The organism is Aurantiacibacter sp. MUD61, assembly GCF_027912455.1.
Taxonomy (GTDB): Bacteria; Pseudomonadota; Alphaproteobacteria; order Sphingomonadales; family Sphingomonadaceae; genus Alteraurantiacibacter.
In genome coordinates, this window is the sequence record NZ_CP115446.1 from 1,284,098 (window position 1) to 1,300,157 (window position 16,060).

General features: G+C 62.8%; 9 protein-coding genes. 4 read left to right on the plus strand and 5 right to left on the minus strand.

Translation table 11 applies throughout. The annotated features are described in order from the left end of the window. Nucleotides 1-21: 21 nt before the first annotated feature. From O2N64_RS06185 to O2N64_RS06200, 4 genes are read left to right on the plus strand one after another with little or no spacing between them, the layout of a single operon-like run. Nucleotides 22-2,418: a cyclic nucleotide-binding domain-containing protein gene (locus O2N64_RS06185; RefSeq protein ID WP_271079405.1), complete on the plus strand. Its 2,397-nt coding sequence runs from the start codon at nt 22-24 to the stop codon at nt 2,416-2,418. Then, nucleotides 2,418-3,284 carry a hypothetical protein gene (locus tag O2N64_RS06190; protein ID WP_271079406.1) on the plus strand — a complete coding sequence of 289 codons (867 nt, stop codon included), beginning with the start codon at nt 2,418-2,420 and terminating at the stop codon, nt 3,282-3,284. Before O2N64_RS06185 ends, O2N64_RS06190 begins: the two co-directional genes overlap by 1 nt. A gap of 11 nt (nt 3,285-3,295) precedes the next feature. Continuing rightward, nucleotides 3,296-5,035 carry a cytochrome c3 family protein gene (locus tag O2N64_RS06195; protein ID WP_271079407.1) on the plus strand — a complete coding sequence of 580 codons (1,740 nt, stop codon included), beginning with the start codon at nt 3,296-3,298 and terminating at the stop codon, nt 5,033-5,035. Between the two features lie 5 nt (nt 5,036-5,040). Then, the gene (locus tag O2N64_RS06200; protein ID WP_271079408.1) at nt 5,041-5,901 is read left to right on the plus strand and encodes a phosphodiesterase; all 861 of its coding nucleotides are present in this window, start codon (nt 5,041-5,043) and stop codon (nt 5,899-5,901) included. Nucleotides 5,902-5,995: 94 nt separating this feature from the next. Here the strand turns inward: O2N64_RS06200 and O2N64_RS06205 are convergent, their stop codons facing one another. Genes O2N64_RS06205 through O2N64_RS06225 form a run of 5 tightly spaced genes read right to left on the minus strand, consistent with a single transcriptional unit; the run spans nt 5,996 to nt 16,032 of the window. Then, nucleotides 5,996-6,397 (minus strand): hypothetical protein, encoded by a 402-nt coding sequence (locus tag O2N64_RS06205; RefSeq protein ID WP_271079409.1) that lies wholly within the window; start codon nt 6,395-6,397, stop codon nt 5,996-5,998. Continuing rightward, entirely contained in the window at nt 6,394-10,608 is a 4,215-nt protein-coding gene (locus O2N64_RS06210) for a multiheme c-type cytochrome (protein WP_271079410.1), read from the minus strand. Before O2N64_RS06210 ends, O2N64_RS06205 begins: the two co-directional genes overlap by 4 nt. After that, complete coding sequence (locus tag O2N64_RS06215; protein WP_271079411.1) at nt 10,608-12,614, minus strand: hypothetical protein; 2,007 nt, start codon at nt 12,612-12,614, stop codon at nt 10,608-10,610. The genes O2N64_RS06210 and O2N64_RS06215 overlap by 1 nt, the downstream gene beginning before the upstream one ends. Then, nucleotides 12,614-14,605 (minus strand): heme-binding protein, encoded by a 1,992-nt coding sequence (locus O2N64_RS06220; RefSeq protein WP_271079412.1) that lies wholly within the window; start codon nt 14,603-14,605, stop codon nt 12,614-12,616. Before O2N64_RS06220 ends, O2N64_RS06215 begins: the two co-directional genes overlap by 1 nt. Beyond that, a complete protein-coding gene (locus O2N64_RS06225; RefSeq protein WP_271079413.1) occupies nt 14,605-16,032 on the minus strand; it encodes a multiheme c-type cytochrome in 1,428 nt (475 codons plus the stop codon). Before O2N64_RS06225 ends, O2N64_RS06220 begins: the two co-directional genes overlap by 1 nt. Nucleotides 16,033-16,060: the final 28 nt, after the last annotated feature.

A 16,060-nucleotide genomic window follows, 5' to 3' on the forward strand; every position in this document is an offset into this window, starting at 1 on the left:
GTCGGCTCCGGTCCGGCGGGCATGAGCGCTGCGGCCCATGCGGCGGCGCTCGGTCTTTCCCATGTCCTCATCGAAAAGACCGATCACCTCTCCGATACGATTTTCAAATACCAGAAGGGCAAGCACGTGATGGCGACGCCCAGCAATCTGGTGCTGCGCAGCGATCTCGATTTCGATGCGGGCAAGCGTGAAGCCATTCTGGAAACATGGGACCGGCAGATCGAGGAGGGCAAGGTCAAGGTCCTCTACAATGCCGAAGTGACCGAGATTACCGGGACAAGCGGCGATTTCACCGTGACGGCCAAAGGTGGCCAGGTGGTGAAAGCGCAGGCCGTGGTGCTCGCCATCGGGACGCAGGGGAACCCCAATTTGCTGCGCATTCCCGGCGCAGACTTGCCGCATATCCAGTACCAGCTCGATGATCCGGGAGAGTATTTCGACGAGCACATTACCGTGGTCGGATCGGGTGATGCGGGGATCGAGAACGCGCTTGGCCTCGCCGCCGATCCAGCGCAAGCGAACACCGTAACCATCCTCAACCGGCGAGACAGCTTCGCCCGCGCCAAGGGTGCAAATGTCAAACTGCTGGAAGAGGCGGAGGCGGATGGACGGATCGTCGTGCGGCGAGAGACCTCTCCCATCGAAGTCCGACCGGGCGAATTGGTGCTGGAAACGCGCGATGGCGAGGTAACGATCCCCTGCGATCGCATCATCGCGCGCACCGGCTCCAAACCGCCGCGCGGCTTTGTCGAGGCGATCGGCGTTGAATTCACAAGCGAAGAGCGCGACGCCTATCCGACGCTCAGCCAGACATTCGAGACCACCAAAAACGGCGTCCATGTTATCGGCGCGCTGGCGGGCTATCCGCTGATCAAGCACTGCATGAACCAGGGCTATGACGTGATCGAATTCCTCAACGGGAATACCGATTTGAAGCCCGCCGACCAGCCGATCTTGGAAGAGAAACTCGCCGGCCTGCCGGGGCGCCGCAGCGTCGAGGAGTGGCTCGATGTGTTCGGCGAGAACGTCGTCATCTTCGAAGAGCTCTCACCGCTGCAACTGCGCGAGCTGATGCTCGATTCGACAGTGCATTACTTCGAGCGGGGCGAAACGGTGTTCACCAAGAATGAGCCGGGCAGCTCCATGTTCGCTATCGCCGAAGGATCGGTGGCGGTGCAGGTGAGCGAGGATGATCCCTCCATCACCGTGCCCATCGAGCAAGGCTCCATCTTCGGCGAGGTCGGGCTGATTTCGGGCCGTCGCCGCGGCGCGACGATTCAGGCGGCAGAGCCGCTCGTGGCCATCGAATTGTCCCGCAATGCCGCATTGAAGCTGATCGCCACCGTGCCGAGCGCCGGTCGTGCGGTAAACCGCATCTCCATCGAACGGCAATTCCTGCAAATGTTCGGCAGCGGCCTGACGCGCGAGGATGTCGCCGAAATCGTCGAGGCGGGCGAAGTGATGGACGTTCGCGCAGGCGAAGTCGTTGTCGAAGAGGGCGCGGACGACAAGGACATCTTCGTCATCCGTCGCGGCTCGATGATCGTCGAGAAGAACATTGGCGGCCATCCGGTCTTTCTCTCCTACCTGCCGGCAGGCTCCTATTTCGGGGAAATGGCGGTGATCGACGGATCGGCGCGCACCGCAACGGTCAAGGCCGCGATCAAGAGCGAGGTCGTGCGCTTTCCGGGCGAGAAATTCCTCGCGCTGATGGAAGCCAAGCCGGAGCTGAAAGGCCGCGCGCTCGAAGACATGCGCTCGCGGCGCGAGGTCAACGCTTTCGTCGAAGCGCGCAAGGACAGCTTCGGCAGCGCGGCGGACATGTATTCCGAAACCGCGCAATTCCTCGTCGACAACGGCATCGGCGAAGCGACCGACGTATTGCTGATCGACGAGAAGCTATGCGTAGCCTGTGACAATTGCGAACGCGCCTGCGCGGACAGTCATGATGGCCTCAGCCGCCTCGACCGTGAGGCCGGGCGATCCTACGCGCATCTCCACGTGCCCACATCCTGCCGCCATTGCGAGCATCCGCATTGCATGGCCGACTGCCCGCCCAATGCCATCCAGCGCGGCCCCGATGGCGAGGTATTCATCGACGACACTTGCATCGGCTGCGGCAATTGCCAGCGCAATTGCCCCTACGGTGTGATCCGCATGGATGCGGTGCCGCCTAAGAAGCCTTCGCTGCTGAGCTGGCTGCTGTTCGGAGCCGGACCCGGCCCGGGCGAGGCAAGCTATGGCTGGCGCAAGAAACACGCCGATCCGGAAAAGCCCAAGCAGGCGATCAAATGTGACATGTGTGCAGGGATTGACGGTGGCCCTGCCTGCGTTCGCGCCTGCCCCACCGGCGCGGCGATCCGTGTGTCGCCCGACAAATTCCTGACAGTCACCAAGCTGACGGAGGATGTCGAATAATGGCGACGGCTCCGGACAATCGCTATGCTCTCGACGAGGCGCGGCGGGACAGTGATCACGTCAGCTTCCTGAAGCATCGTCGCTGGCGTTGGGCAAAACTGGCCACGATAATCAGCGTGGTTGCGATCCTCAGCCATTTGCTGGTCGATGTAGAGCCACGCCACAATGGCGGCAGCTGGTATGGCTATACGCTCGGCACGATCGGCGCGGGCCTGATCGTCTGGCTCAGCCTGCTCGGCGTACGCAAGCGGAACATGAGCGAAGGCAAATGGAGCCTGAAGGCGTGGACCAGCGCTCATGTCTACCTTGGCCTTGCGCTGATCGTGATCGGCACGCTGCACACCGGCTTCCAGCTCGGCTGGAATGTCCATACGCTCGCTTGGGGGCTGATGATGGTGGTCATCGTTTCGGGGCTTTACGGCGTCTTCGCCTACGCCACGATCCCTTCGGAAATTAACGCCAACCGTCGGCAGATGACCAAGCGCGAAATGCTCGATGCACTTGCCGCCATCGACCGCCAGCTCGAAAGAGCTGCGCAGCCGCTGGGGCGCGAGGATGCCGACCTCGTTATCGCCGCGCTGGAGCAGGACCCCTTCGATTTCGGTGTCGGCACAAGGCTTTCGGGCCATTATCGCAAGTGCCGCACGATTGCCGCGCTCGATCAATTTGGCGTGTCCGGCCACGATGACGCGCTCGACAAAGTCGTAAGCCTGCTGCGCAAGCGCCGCGCCCAGCTTGAACAAATCCGCCGCCAGATGCGCCTTCGCGCGCTGCTAGATATCTGGCTTTATGTTCATGTGCCCGTCACCATCGCGCTACTCGCAGCGCTGACGGCGCACGTGATTTCCGTTTTCTATTACTGGTGAAGGGGGCTGTGATGGAATTACGCATTCGCAGTATCGACTTCACCGAAAGCGGCCGGGAAATCGTGCGCGAGCGCGAGGTCGGCACCGATGCGATTACCATTGGCCGCGCGAGCGAGAACACCATCCACCTGCCCGACCTTGCAATCGAGCAGACGCATATTGTCGTCACACAAAATGCGAGCGGAATGCTTGAGGCAAAAGCCGCCGGGACGCTCGGCTTCACGCATGACGGCGTGCACACTGAAGCTGCCAGCCTCGATCCTGCAAAGGGTGGGGAGCTGGGCCTCGGTTCCTATCTGCTGGCATTCGGCCAGGGTGATGATGGCAAGCTTACGATCACGCAGCGCAAGGCCGCAAAGGACGATGGCGAAGCGAAAGACCGGCTCGCCGGCTTCGGGCTGAGCGGGGCGCTGCCCGGTAAACGTCCGATGGCCTGGGCGGCGCTCGTCGCCATACTCGTCGTCTTCCTTGCGATCCCGATTGTCTCCCATCTTTCGCGCGACCGCGTGGCGGAGCCCAGCGTGGAGGATGAAGGCAGTGTGATGATGGACGCCAGCTGGTCCACCGGTTCGCTTTCCAGCGTGCATCACGGATTGGAAGACAATTGCGAGGCTTGCCACACCACCCCCTTTGTCGCCGTTCGCGATGAGTCGTGTCTGACCTGTCACGAAGGGCTGGGCGATCATGCCGAGCTTGACCGGCTGCGCACCGGAATGCCCGAGTTCACTGGCGGCGAAGCCTTCCTCTGGTCCGTGGCAGAGGCCTTCAACAAGCCGGGTCCGGGTGCCTGTACCGATTGCCACACCGAGCATGAAGGCGCCGGCCAGATGGAGCCGACCAGCGAGCGTTTCTGCGCCGATTGCCACGAAACGATGGACGTGCGCCTCACCGATACCTCGCTTGGGAATGCGCATGATTTCGGCACCGGGCACCCGCAATTCCAGGCGCTGATCACACCAGCGCGCGGTGAAGAGGAGCGCCGCACGGAACTCTCGGCCGATGGGGCGCATTTCAACGGGCTGAAATTCCCGCATGACGAGCATCTCTCGACCACCAACGGCGTCGCCCGCATGGCTGGCCGCCTCCGCAAATGGGAAATGACAGACGATGGCGCGCTCGCGTGCAGTGCCTGTCACACACCGACAGCCGATGGCGTACGCTTCATGCCGGTGGATATGGAGCAAAGCTGCGAGAGCTGCCACAGCCTTGTCTACGATCAGGTGGGCAGCACTTTCCGCTCGCTCAGCCATGGTGACCTCGATCAGGTGCGCGCCGATCTTCTCGCCGCAGACCGCGCGCCGCGTCGTCCCGTCCAGACCGGTCGGCGTCGTCCCGGTCAATATGCCGAGGGTGGCATCTATTTCGGTAATTTCAGCCGGGTGATTGTTCCGACTCTCGGCAATGCGCTGAGCGATGACGGGGTGTGCGGCGAATGCCATTACCGCGATACGAGTGCGAGCGGCGCATTGGCAGTACATCCGGTCGTGCAGCAAACCCGCTTCTTCCAGAATGGCTGGTTCGATCACGATGCGCATACACAGGAAACCTGCGTCAGCTGCCATGCCGCCGATACATCGGGCGATGCGGCAGACCTGCTGCTGCCCGACCTTGAAAGCTGCCGCGATTGCCATTTGGGAGAGACCGCGCTGGAGGCCGACGTGCCGTCGAGCTGCGCCATGTGCCATTCCTACCATCCGCGAGACAGCACCGGTGCCGCCGCGCCTCCGCGCATCGCCAGACGGGAGAGGTAGCGCACATGCTGATCGCGCAGATGACCGATATCCATATCGGGTTCGAGCCCGACGCAAAGCCGGAGGAGCTTAATCGCACGCGCTTTCGCGCAACGCTAGACCGGCTGCTCGCGCAACCCAATCCGGTCGATATGCTGCTGGTCACAGGTGACATCACCGACCGCGGGGACCGGGAGAGTTTTACCCGCACGGCAGAATTGCTCGCCGCATGCCCGTTTCCGGTGAAAGCGCTGATCGGCAATCATGACACGCGCGAGGAATTGCTGCGCGCCTTTCCCGACACCGAGACCGATGCGGATGGCTTCATCCAGTCCGCGTTTGTGCAGGATGGACTGCTGGTGGTGATGCTCGATACGCTCGAGCCGGGGCGCCACGGCGGCGCTTTTTGCGAACGGCGGCGCGACTGGCTGAAAGCGACGCTCGCTGCGCATGCGGGCACGCCCACGGTCATTTTCATGCACCACCCGCCGGTGGTTTCCGGCATCGAGTGGATGGACCCCGATCCGTCGGAACAATGGATCGCCAATCTGGCCGATGCGCTGGAAGGCCATGCCGATCAGGTGCTCGCCATCCATTGCGGCCATCTGCATCGCCAGCTGGTCAGCCGGTTTTGCGGCATTCCGGTGTCCGTCACTCCGTCAGTCGCGCCGCTGGTGAGCATGGATATGCGGGCAATCAGCGGGGACACTCCCGACAGCCGCGCGCTCATTACGACCGAGCCGCCCACCTATGCGCTGCACCGTTGGAATGGGACTTCGCTGGCGAGCCACTATGAGCGCGTCAGCGATTGGGATGTCATCGCGTACTATGGCCCCCATCTGCAGCCGATGATCCGCGAAATGGAGCGAGAGAAGGGGACGGGTTGAAAGCCTAAACTCCGTTCGTCCTGAGCCTATCGAAGTACTGCTTTTCTTTTGTTGTGGCGCCGAAAGGAAGTACTATCCTACGACAAGCTTAGGATTAGCGGGCTTTTTGGTCTTCGCTGACATCCTCTTCGCCGCAATTCACTTCAGGATGATGGAGAAATTGGCCATCAGCGCCAATCTCCACGATCGCCACACATGGTGCATGATTGACCTCGATCATCTCTTGGCTATCGCCATAGACGGTCCTGCTGGGCGTCTGGCTCGACAGATAAATTCCAATAATCGCTTTGTCGGCTGGAATGTCTCCAATCCCAAAAAAATTTTCGATTTCTTGCTCTTCGAAGAGAGCGTAGTGGCGTTCGTAATTGCCGAGGTCGATCCGACCTTCTTCAATGATTGTAGCCTCTAGCCGCTCGACGAGCTCATTGGTGTCCGGCTGTTGCTGGCAGGACGTCAGAGCAAGGGCTCCAAACAGCATTGCAAGCCCGAATCTCATTCTCCCGGCCTCCGTCGCCCAGCCACTGGCCCCGCACCCGGAACCCAGGCTTCTATATCTGCCTCGTCACTGACGCGCCATGGGATGCCTGCGCCGGTGAGGAACAGGTTTTCCATTTCCTGCCGGTTGAAGGGCCGCGATCCGAGCCTGCCGAACACCGCCATCTGTCCGCCCGTCTCGTCCACCGCGCGGTCACGGTCGAGGCCCTTGCTGAGCGAGATCGCGGGGCTGGGGGTACGGCGAAAAGCGATGAGTTCGGGCACGGGGGCAGGGCTGAAACCGTAGAAATTGGGCTGGCTCGATGGGCTGGTGAGCTGGACGACTTTCATCCCGTTCACTCCGTCCGCGACATAGGCGAAGAGGCTGGCATTCGTCGATCCGACGATCACGTCCTCGACATCGTTCATCGTGCCGCCAAAGGTCTCTCGCCGGTAGATTTCAGGTGCCAGTGGACGCGTCACATCGGCGATCACCAGTCCTTCGCTCTTCCCGGCAATGTAGAGATAGGTGCGCGCGATATACATGCGCTGCGCATTGGCGAGTGGGATCGTGCCTTCGGGCCGCGCGACCGGATTGCGCAGGTCTGTCACGTCGAAGAGCTTCACGCCCTCGGCATCGGAAACCCAGAGATAGCGGAACTGGATCGTGCTCGCGCGCGCATCGGTGATCGGACGCACTGCGGCGAGCTGCGGATTGGATGGATCGGCGAGGTCGACCACCACAAGGCCTCGATCGGCGGTGATGTAAGCCACTTCACCCGCAAGATGCACATGCCGCGCGCCGTTCAGCACGCCATCGGGGTTCCACGCATCAGCGCCGGTGCCGAAGGTCAGGCGATCGAGGCGGTTGTTGCGCAGCTCTCCATCGGCGAGAGTATCGACATTGACGAGGATCAGCCCTTCCTCGGCATCGGTGACCACGGCGTAGGAATAGATCGGCAGGAAGGCCTGCTCCTGGTTCATCTCGCGCATTTCGGCTGTATTGCGATGCGGAGCGATGGGCTGGTTGGTAGCGAGCGCCATGCATGACGCGTTTTCGCTGCTCACGTGGGTGTCATGGCCCAGCGGCGAGAAAGGCGCGGTAATGATGCGCTCGGAGAAGCCTTTGTTCGCCACGCTGGCGATATCGTAGACGCGGAAGCCGCCCGATCCTTCCGCCACGAACATATATTCGCCGCGCATCTGCAGGCAGCCGACGCGGTCCGCCGTGCCTTCGTGGACATTGGCGAATTCTTCCAGCGCGCGGGTTTCGCCCGATAAATCCTCATCGAAAATCTCGCCACGCGTCCAGTTGATCAGCTCGCGGCCATTGTCCTCGACATGGTAGCGGTAATAATCGGGGTAGGCGTAGCGATGGAGGTAGCTGCCGAGTACCGCCTGCGGCTCTTCCCATTCGGTGACGCGCACGGCTTCGAAACCGCCCTCAAGCCCGGTCCAGGCGTGCATGCCGACAAAGTTCACGTAATTGGTGCCGAGCAACAGCAGCTGGCTCATGATTGCATTATTGTCCTCGGCCTCGGAGAGATGGCAATCGCTGCATTGCTTGGTCTCGGTCAGGCGGACGGTGTGCGGGAAATGCGGCGCGAAGGCCTGCGAGGAGAATCCCGAGGCGCTGACGGGCGGTTGCTGAATGTAGATCCGTTCGCGGTTGATATTGGTGGAGCTGAGTACGAGCGCGCTGGTCGAGCGGATCGGCGCAATCTGGTTGCCCTTGGTCGACTGGTGGATGCCCAGCTGGAACATCTGGTCGCGCGCGACCTGCGGGTTGTAGGTCGCGAAGTTACGCGTCGTTTCGCCGTCATAGCGATGGACTTCGCTCTGCCAGTTGGCCTCGATCGGCAGATGGCACCCGCCGCACGAAGTGGTCCACGAAAGGTGGCAGGTGAAACACGCCATTTCCTGCTCGCCATGCGCGCGGTCTTCCACCGCGACGCCGGGACCGAATTCGAAATTGCCGGTTTCTGCGCCATCCGCGCTCATCAGCTTGGAGCGGGCGGAAAGCGCGTTGAAATTGGGTGAGGCGGGATCGACGCTGTCGCGCACAAGGCTGACTTCCCATTCGAGGTTGGGGTCGACGATGCTCCGCTGGATCAGCGTGCGGCTGCCATTGGCGTTCTCGGTCCATTCGAAACGGCGGCGGCCATCGGGATTGCGCAGCAGCGTGAGGTCATGCCCCTCGGGCGGCGCGGCGGGGCCGGAGGTGCGCAGCGCGGGATAGGCATCGGCGGTGCCGTGGCAATCCTTGCAGCCGATCTCGATAGCGTTTGCGACTTCACCATAGATCAGCCCGTTGCCATGACTGTCCTGCGCGTAGTGGCAATCGGCGCACTGCATGCCGTTCTCTGCATGGATGCTCATCATGTGGACGGCTTCGCCCGGATTGGTCCCCGGCTCGACGAATTGCTCTTCCCCGTCGCGGCGGAAGCGCTGGCGCCAGCGATCATCGTGGCGTGCAGCCTCTTCGGGCGTGTCGCTTTCGTCGGCAGGTCGAATGATTTCGCCATCGGCATCGAGCAGATTGCCCTCGCGGTCGCGGCGGAAGATGCCGCGGAAATTCCAGCCGTGACCGTGATAGTCGGCCATCTGCGTATCCTGCAGCTCACTGTTCAAATCATAGACATTGCGCAGGAAATCGAGATCCGCCCACAGCCCGCGCGGGGCCGCGCCTTCGGGGTTGCGATCGAGCACTTCGCGCACCTGCTCTGCCGTGGGATAGCGCTGCTGGAGATACATCTCCCGATATTCCTCGTCGCTCATGCCCGGCGGTCGCGGCGCGGTGTTTTCCGGGCCAGGCCACATCATCGGCGCATCGCTCTCGTAATCCCACATGGTGTAGCCGAGGTAGGAATTGAGGAAGATATTGGGCTGGTGCATGTGGCAATTCATGCATTGCGCGGTCGGGATGGCGCGGGTGAAAACATGGCGCAGCGGGTGGCCGCGCTCGCGCTCATCGGGGCCGTAGCCGTCATCCTCTTCGGCATGATCATCATCAGGCCCGATCAGATCGCCGTGGCCGCTTGGCTCATCGGCGTGGCTCTCATCCCCGTGATCGTCATGAAGGCGATTGATCTGCGCAGCGATAGTCGGATCGGAGGTGACCGTCTGCCCGTCACGCCCGTATTGCGCGTAGACCAGCGAGTGGCGCGGTTCGCGATCGTTGGCGTAGATCACATGGCAGCTGGCGCAGCCCGAATGGCGATAATCGCCCGGCTGATCATTGGTGCCCATGAACCAGGTGAAGGGATCGTTGAGCCGCGTCTTGTGGATGTTGAGCACCGGAATGGCGGCGCGAAGGCCGGTGCCCGGGCCGCGGTTCGACTGGCGCAGGTCTGGCCGGCCGGGCTCCTCCAGCCGCTGGATCTGGCCCGTCGGATTGGGAATGCCGATTTCGGGGAATTGCGTGTTGATCGTGCGCCCGCCACGCTCGAACACGCGGAACACGTCTGCCGGAGGAACAACTTGCCAAGTGGGGAGCGGATAGAGAGCCGCGAGCGCGCCGCGTTCCTCTTCTTCCGGAGTGACCGTGCCCGGCTCGGTATCGCTCGGGCTGAGGATCATCGCGGCCTCGCCATCGCGCGTATAGGCCTCGCCGACAACGTAATTCTTATAGGGCAGGATGCCGTTGTTATAGGCCGCACCGCCCCACAGCATGGCGCCCGTTGCCATGAGTGAGCGTTCCGCCGCCTCGATCACCGGCATGTGGCAGGCCCCGCAGGCCTCGCGCGCAACGCGGTAATCCGACGGGTTCACAAAGCGGATGAAGATCGGATCTTCGCGGTTGAGCAGCGAATAGCTGCGCTCTGGATTGGCGCTGCTGGGGTAATGCCAGCTGTCCGGATAGGTCGGCAGGACATGTGCTGCCTCGCGCGCGGCAACATAGTCCTCATGTTCGAATCCGAGTGTGGGATCGCCATAGATTTCCGCATTGCCGCCGTGGCAATCGATACAGCCGAGCACTACCGCATCGGAAACATGCATGGTCGGCGCATCGGTCTGCACGTGGCAGCTGTTGCACCCGGCGGATTTCTCGTCTGCCTCCAGCTGCGTCTGGTTCTGCGGAGCGGGAGGAGCGATTACGCCTGCCGCCTCGTAATCGCGGTCGACCGCGGTTTCATAGCCTTCCGCCGCCAGCAGCGACCCACCACCAAGCAGCGCTGCCCCGACCGCGAATATGCCGGTCACGAGATTGGTGGGGGAAAGGCGTTTCAGCATCAGTAGCTCAGCGTCGCATTGGCGAGGATGGAGTAATAGACATTGTCGCCCCCGCGATTGTCGAACAGGTCCTGAAAGCCGTCGCCCGCCACCAGCGCCGCGCCGGAGAGGCGGAAGACGAGGTTCTGATTGGCCCGCGGCCGCCAGATGGCCGAAACCGACACGTCATAGCCGATGTCTTCGGGGATCGACCCTTCCACGCGCAGCGCTTCGAGGACGCTGGTATCTTCGAACCACAGGTGATTGGCATTGCCGGAGACGCGCAATTCCGGTGTCAGGTCGAAATCCGCGCCGACGCCCGTCAGGATGAGGCCGGGATTGTTGAAATTGCTCTGCCCCTGCTCCTTGGAACTGCGCAATGAATTGAGCAGGCCATTGCGGCCATTCAGGCTGACCGCCCGCCCGCCGCCCGCGAAGGGAATGGTCTGGCGCATCCAGTATGAGGTGTCCGCGCCTGCAAAGATGGGATTTTCAAAAATCGCGTCGAACCCGCCTTCGACATTGTTGAACGGATCGCTGTCTCCGCTGGCGAACAGGCCGGAGAGGCGGAAGCGCATCCAGTCGCGGTCATAGCTCAGCTCCGCCGCGCCGAAGAAAGCGCGGATTTCGGCAGGTTCGCTGGTGAAGATCGAATTGCGGTCTTCGCCAAACGCGCCGTAGAGGCTGGCGGTCACATTGATCCGCCCGATGCGGCCATCGGCGTTGTAGCCGACATAGAGCACATCGTAGTCGCGCCCGCGCAAATCGCCGAGCAGGGCGGGGCGCACAGGGAAGCCGTTGTCGTCGATCTCCACGTCACCGCCTTCGCGGTTCATATTGTAGACGAGCGTGAACTGGCTGGTGAGCGCGGGGATCAGGAAGTCCTGGCGATAGGCATTGGCGACGAACACGAAATCGCTGCGCGGCGTTTGCGTGATGTCGTTGAGGCCCGAATTGGTGTCTTTCTCCAGCCGCCAGAAGGCACCGAGATTGTACTGGAAACGATTGTTGTCCCGCGTGCCGAAAAAGCGCAGGCCCAGCTGGCTATCCTGAAACAGGAATCCGCGGAAATCGGCCTGGAACGGCTGGATGCCGATGCGGAAGCTGTCGAAATCGTACCGCTCGCTGGTGTTGCGGATGTGGTAGTCGAAAAAGGCTTCCTGCACGCCGAGAAAGTCGTCGGTGCGATTGCTCGCGCGGCTGGGTTCGACCAGCAGCACGCGCCGCTCGGGAACATCGACATGGTTGATATTGTAGGCGAGCGTCAGGCGGTATTCGACATCGGGCGGCTTGTACGCGGTCGAGCCCTTGATCAGGGCAGCACCGAAGATGAAGGTCTGCGAAAAGACAGGCGAATAATCATTGCCGAACACATCCAGCCGGTCCGGGTCTTCGGTCGTCTGCACGCCGACGGGTATCGGGAAAGTGCGCGGCTCGATCACCGTGTCGGAAATGGCGTTGATGACAAAGAACCAGTCATTGCCCTCGAGTCCAAGGAAGCGCGGTGTCCAGCACTCGTCCGACCCATAGGGATATTCGACGCGCGTGGGATCGTAGGGCCTGCCTTCCGCAAGGGCGCGGCTGCGTTCGGCCTCTTCCGCAGCCCGGCGCAGGCCGGCGCGATATTCGCGCTCCTCATCCGAATTGATGCAGATCGGGCGATCGCCCTTGTAGGTGTTCTGGCGGTAGGGATCGAAGGGGTCTTCGGTCACGAGCCCCAGGTTCTGGATCAGCCGCCAGCGATCGGGAATGGGGATCTGCTCGGTCGGAAAAGCTTGCGGCGGCGGCGCGCGAATGGCTCCGGCGTTCTCCTGCGTCACAGGATCGGGAAGTTCCCCCACAAAGCCGGGACGGCGGCGTCCTTCGATGATCTCGGGATCGACCGGTTCTGCCGGATCGACCTGGGTCCCCAGACCGCCATCGGGCCGCTCCTGATCCTCGACCTGCTCCTGCTGTTCCTCGGTTTCCGGATCGCCCGGCACATCCTGTGCCTGCAGCGCGAGGATCAAGGCGAGCGCGGTTTCCATCACAGGCCCTGACACACATTTTGCGCGTCCGTATCGAGGAACGGCGCGAAGGGACAATTGATGTAGCGAAGGCGCGTGTTGCGGCCATTCACATTCACAACGATCCGGTCTGCGCGGATCGCCGGATCGGCATTGTTCACACTGCCTGTCCGCACGCCCGCATTATGCAGGCCGAGGAAGCTGACCATGTCATCCTGGTCGATCCCGTCGCCCGACACGCCGATACCGCCGACCAGCACGTTGCCGCGATAGATCGGGACAGAACCGGGAAAGATCTGGACGCCATTGGCGATGCGCGGGCTTCCAGAGGGCGAGTTCGGCGCAAGCGTACAACCGCGCGGCGTATCGCTCGCCGCAGTGCCGCTCACAAAGGCGAGATGCGCGCCGATATTGGGCACCACCAGATCGGTCTGCAGGCCCACTGCAAAGGGACTGAAAGTGGCGGGCACCTGCACCGACAATGGGCCGGCCACGGCGCTGACTTCACCATCGGGGAAATAGGGCCGCGAAAGGTTGCCGCCGGAGCGATCGGCAAAGGCGAAATTGCCGGTCAGTGCGGCAGGATCGCCGAGGAATGTGCGCACGCGGTTCACGTAATCCGCGCCGGCCAAGCCGCCGGGCGGGGCAGGGATCGGAGCAAGGTCTGCGGCAGCAACAGGATTGGAGAAGAAAGCGGCCGTACGCGCCTTCTGCAAGCTGACATCGACGCCGAAAATCGGCCCGTCGGGGGAGCGTACGATGCCGAGAACTTCGCCATGCGTATCGACCAGGCTGATGCTCGCCTGCATGCGGCTGTCGGTGGGGCGGCGAATTTGCGCACGGGCGCGGCTGAGGATGGTGAAAGCCTCCTCCAGGATCGTGCGCACTTCGTCTGCGGTCAGAGGCTGCGCGACGCTTCCACCATCGGTCCCGGAACGGATCGGGTAGCGCGGAATGCCCGCACCATCGGTGAGCACCCAGGCATCGCGATTGGAGAATTCGGCCGCTGTCGAGGCGCGAATGCCCGAGGCCTCGCTGCCATAGGCTGTCCCTGAGCGCAGCGTACCGTCCGTGTAGCCGGTGACCGGGACCAGATTGCCTGCGGTGCCATTGATCGCCGCAAAGCTGCCGCCCCCGCCGGTGATCTGGCTTTCGCTGACATCGGTGAAGCGTAGCGAGGTGCCGTCCACGAAAATGCGGTTTGCGCGAATATTGGTGGGCGGCATGAAGCCCTGCGCCCCCGCAATAGCGATAGCTTCCTCGGCATCGTTTTCGACATCGAGGATATTGGGATCGAAGCCATAATCGCCATCGCCCATCACGCCAATGCCGCCGACCACGACCCCGTTCTTGTACAGCGGCAATCCGCCCGGATCGGCCGCGAGGCCCAGCGGCGAACGCTTGGGTCCGATCAGCCCGTCGTCCGCACGTGCGGAAAGGTCGGAACACGGCAGCTGGCTGAATTGCACGCCGAACAGCGGCCCGCTTTCGAGCCCTACTGTAGTGGGCGCGGGCGGGAAATGCTCCTGCACGATCATGCTGGCGGTGCGGCTGGTGAAGGCATTGCCGCTGCTCGAAAGATAGGCTCCGGTCAGGGCCTTGGCGATGGCCGCCGCCGTGCTTGGCACCATCGCGCCTTGCAGGCCGATCTCGCTGCCGCTGGCCGCCATTCCGCCGATCTGTCGGCGGCTGAGCGCGGCCATGTCGGGCGCGCCGTTCATGTCGAATACGGCGAGCACATTGCCGACGCGGTCCGTCACGGCGATGACCGATGGCAGATTGCGGCTCTGCGCCTCCGCCACGGCCTGTGCGATCACTGCCTGCACGTCGGTGATAGACAGGGCTTCCTGTGCGGGCGGAGTGAACAGCTGGCCCGACGGCGGAGGCGTGGGTGACGGTGTCGGGACGACAGCATTGCCGCTGCCATTCTGTCCGCCATCACCGCCTCCGCCGCACCCCGCAAGCACCAGCGCGCTCGCGGACAGCAATGCGGTGGCCCCCCTCCAGCGCATTACCGCAGCCTTCCGATCGCACTGACCGCATCGCCCAGCGCCGTCCGGAACGCAGCGGGGCGATACTCGCCGGGGCTGCTCACTGCCGAATAGGCGCGGTTGATATTGGCGCGAATGCCCGCGGCGGCTCCGGTTGTCACGCGGCCATCGCTCACCAGCGCATTGAGCAGCGTATCGATCGCCATCACCGCCTGCACGCTGCCCGCATAATCGGTGAAGCGGGGCGAGACGGCACGGCTGCCAATCCGTTCTACAATGGTGAAGGCATCATTCGATCCATAGCCGCGCGAAGAGAGGGCAGCAGAGAGCGACTGCGCTTCGCTGCGCAAGGCAATCGCGGCGCGCTGCGCATCGGCGCGGCCATCGTCCATGGCATCGTGGAAGTCGCGGCTGGCGGCGCGGAAGGCATCGCTGCGGCCCGGCGCCAGCACATCGGCCACGGCGGACAGCATGATGATATTCTCATCGTTGAAAGGCGGTTGGCCGAAAGTGATCGGTCGGCCCGGATTGGTTTCGAATGTCAGTCGTCTCTCGTCGCCATCGGTGATGGGCCGGTGGCACGAATGGCAATCGTAGAAATAGAGCTGCGGGAAGACCCCCTCGGTCCCATAGGCAGGCCGCGCAAACAGATCGGTCGCGCGCGCGACGGCTTCGGCCTGCCCCACTGCCCAAAGCTGCACGCTGTCAGGCTGGCCTTTGCGCTGCACATAATCGGCATCGACATCGTGATGCTGCTGGAATGCGCTGAACAGGTCGAGCTCGAATGTGAGGCGCGGGTGGCCTGCCGCCATCATGGCGTGGGTGACGAATTGACCGCGATCGGTGCTGCCATAATGGCAATCGAGGCAGACCCGCGCGCGGACCTGCGGATCCTCCAGCGGGGTAAGGCCATTGCGCACATTCGCAGGATGTGTGCCGCGCACTTCGTAATGGCTCGACAGCCAGCCAATGGCCGCTCCGTGGCAGCTTTCACAGCCGACACCATCGTCCAGCTGGAAGCGCGGGCCGCGCTCGCTGGCGGGGACGTAGGTCGCATGACAGCCGAGGCATGATCCTGCCGAACGCGCGTCACCCAGGCCGAGCGAGCTGGAAATCTGCTGCCCGCGCCGCCCGCCCAGCAAAGCAAAGGCGCGGCTGTGCGCTCCGCTGACCGCGCTGGGTGATTGCCATGTGGCGATTTCGTCCTGCCGCACGATGGCACCATTGCCCTCGCTACGCCCGTGGCAGGTGGACCCCGCGCAGGAAGCAACACCGGTGTAGGAATAGCCGCTTTGCGCATTCAATGGCTGGCCTGCGGAAAGTCCGGCGAACAGGGCAATCGCCAGCGTCAACGCGGCAGTCGGCAGGAGAGTGAGAGGTCGCGCAAAGCCAAACGCAGCACGGACCCCGGCAATCAACCGGCGTATCGCGGAACCGCGTTGAGCCATCGCTTTCCCCCCTTCATCGGCACCCTTG

Bases quoted from the DNA above. Each gene is read 5' to 3' on its own strand.
- O2N64_RS06195 (WP_271079407.1), top strand. From the start codon at position 3,296: ATGGAATTACGCATTCGCAGTATCGACTTCACCGAAAGCGGCCGGGAA.
- O2N64_RS06220 (WP_271079412.1), bottom strand. From the start codon at position 14,605: ATGCGCTGGAGGGGGGCCACCGCATTGCTGTCCGCGAGCGCGCTGGTG.
- O2N64_RS06190 (WP_271079406.1), top strand. From the start codon at position 2,418: ATGGCGACGGCTCCGGACAATCGCTATGCTCTCGACGAGGCGCGGCGG.
- O2N64_RS06225 (WP_271079413.1), bottom strand. From the start codon at position 16,032: ATGGCTCAACGCGGTTCCGCGATACGCCGGTTGATTGCCGGGGTCCGT.
- O2N64_RS06185 (WP_271079405.1), top strand. From the start codon at position 22: ATGAGCGCTGCGGCCCATGCGGCGGCGCTCGGTCTTTCCCATGTCCTC.
- O2N64_RS06200 (WP_271079408.1), top strand. From the start codon at position 5,041: ATGCTGATCGCGCAGATGACCGATATCCATATCGGGTTCGAGCCCGAC.
- O2N64_RS06205 (WP_271079409.1), bottom strand. From the start codon at position 6,397: ATGAGATTCGGGCTTGCAATGCTGTTTGGAGCCCTTGCTCTGACGTCC.
- O2N64_RS06210 (WP_271079410.1), bottom strand. From the start codon at position 10,608: ATGCTGAAACGCCTTTCCCCCACCAATCTCGTGACCGGCATATTCGCG.
- O2N64_RS06215 (WP_271079411.1), bottom strand. From the start codon at position 12,614: ATGGAAACCGCGCTCGCCTTGATCCTCGCGCTGCAGGCACAGGATGTG.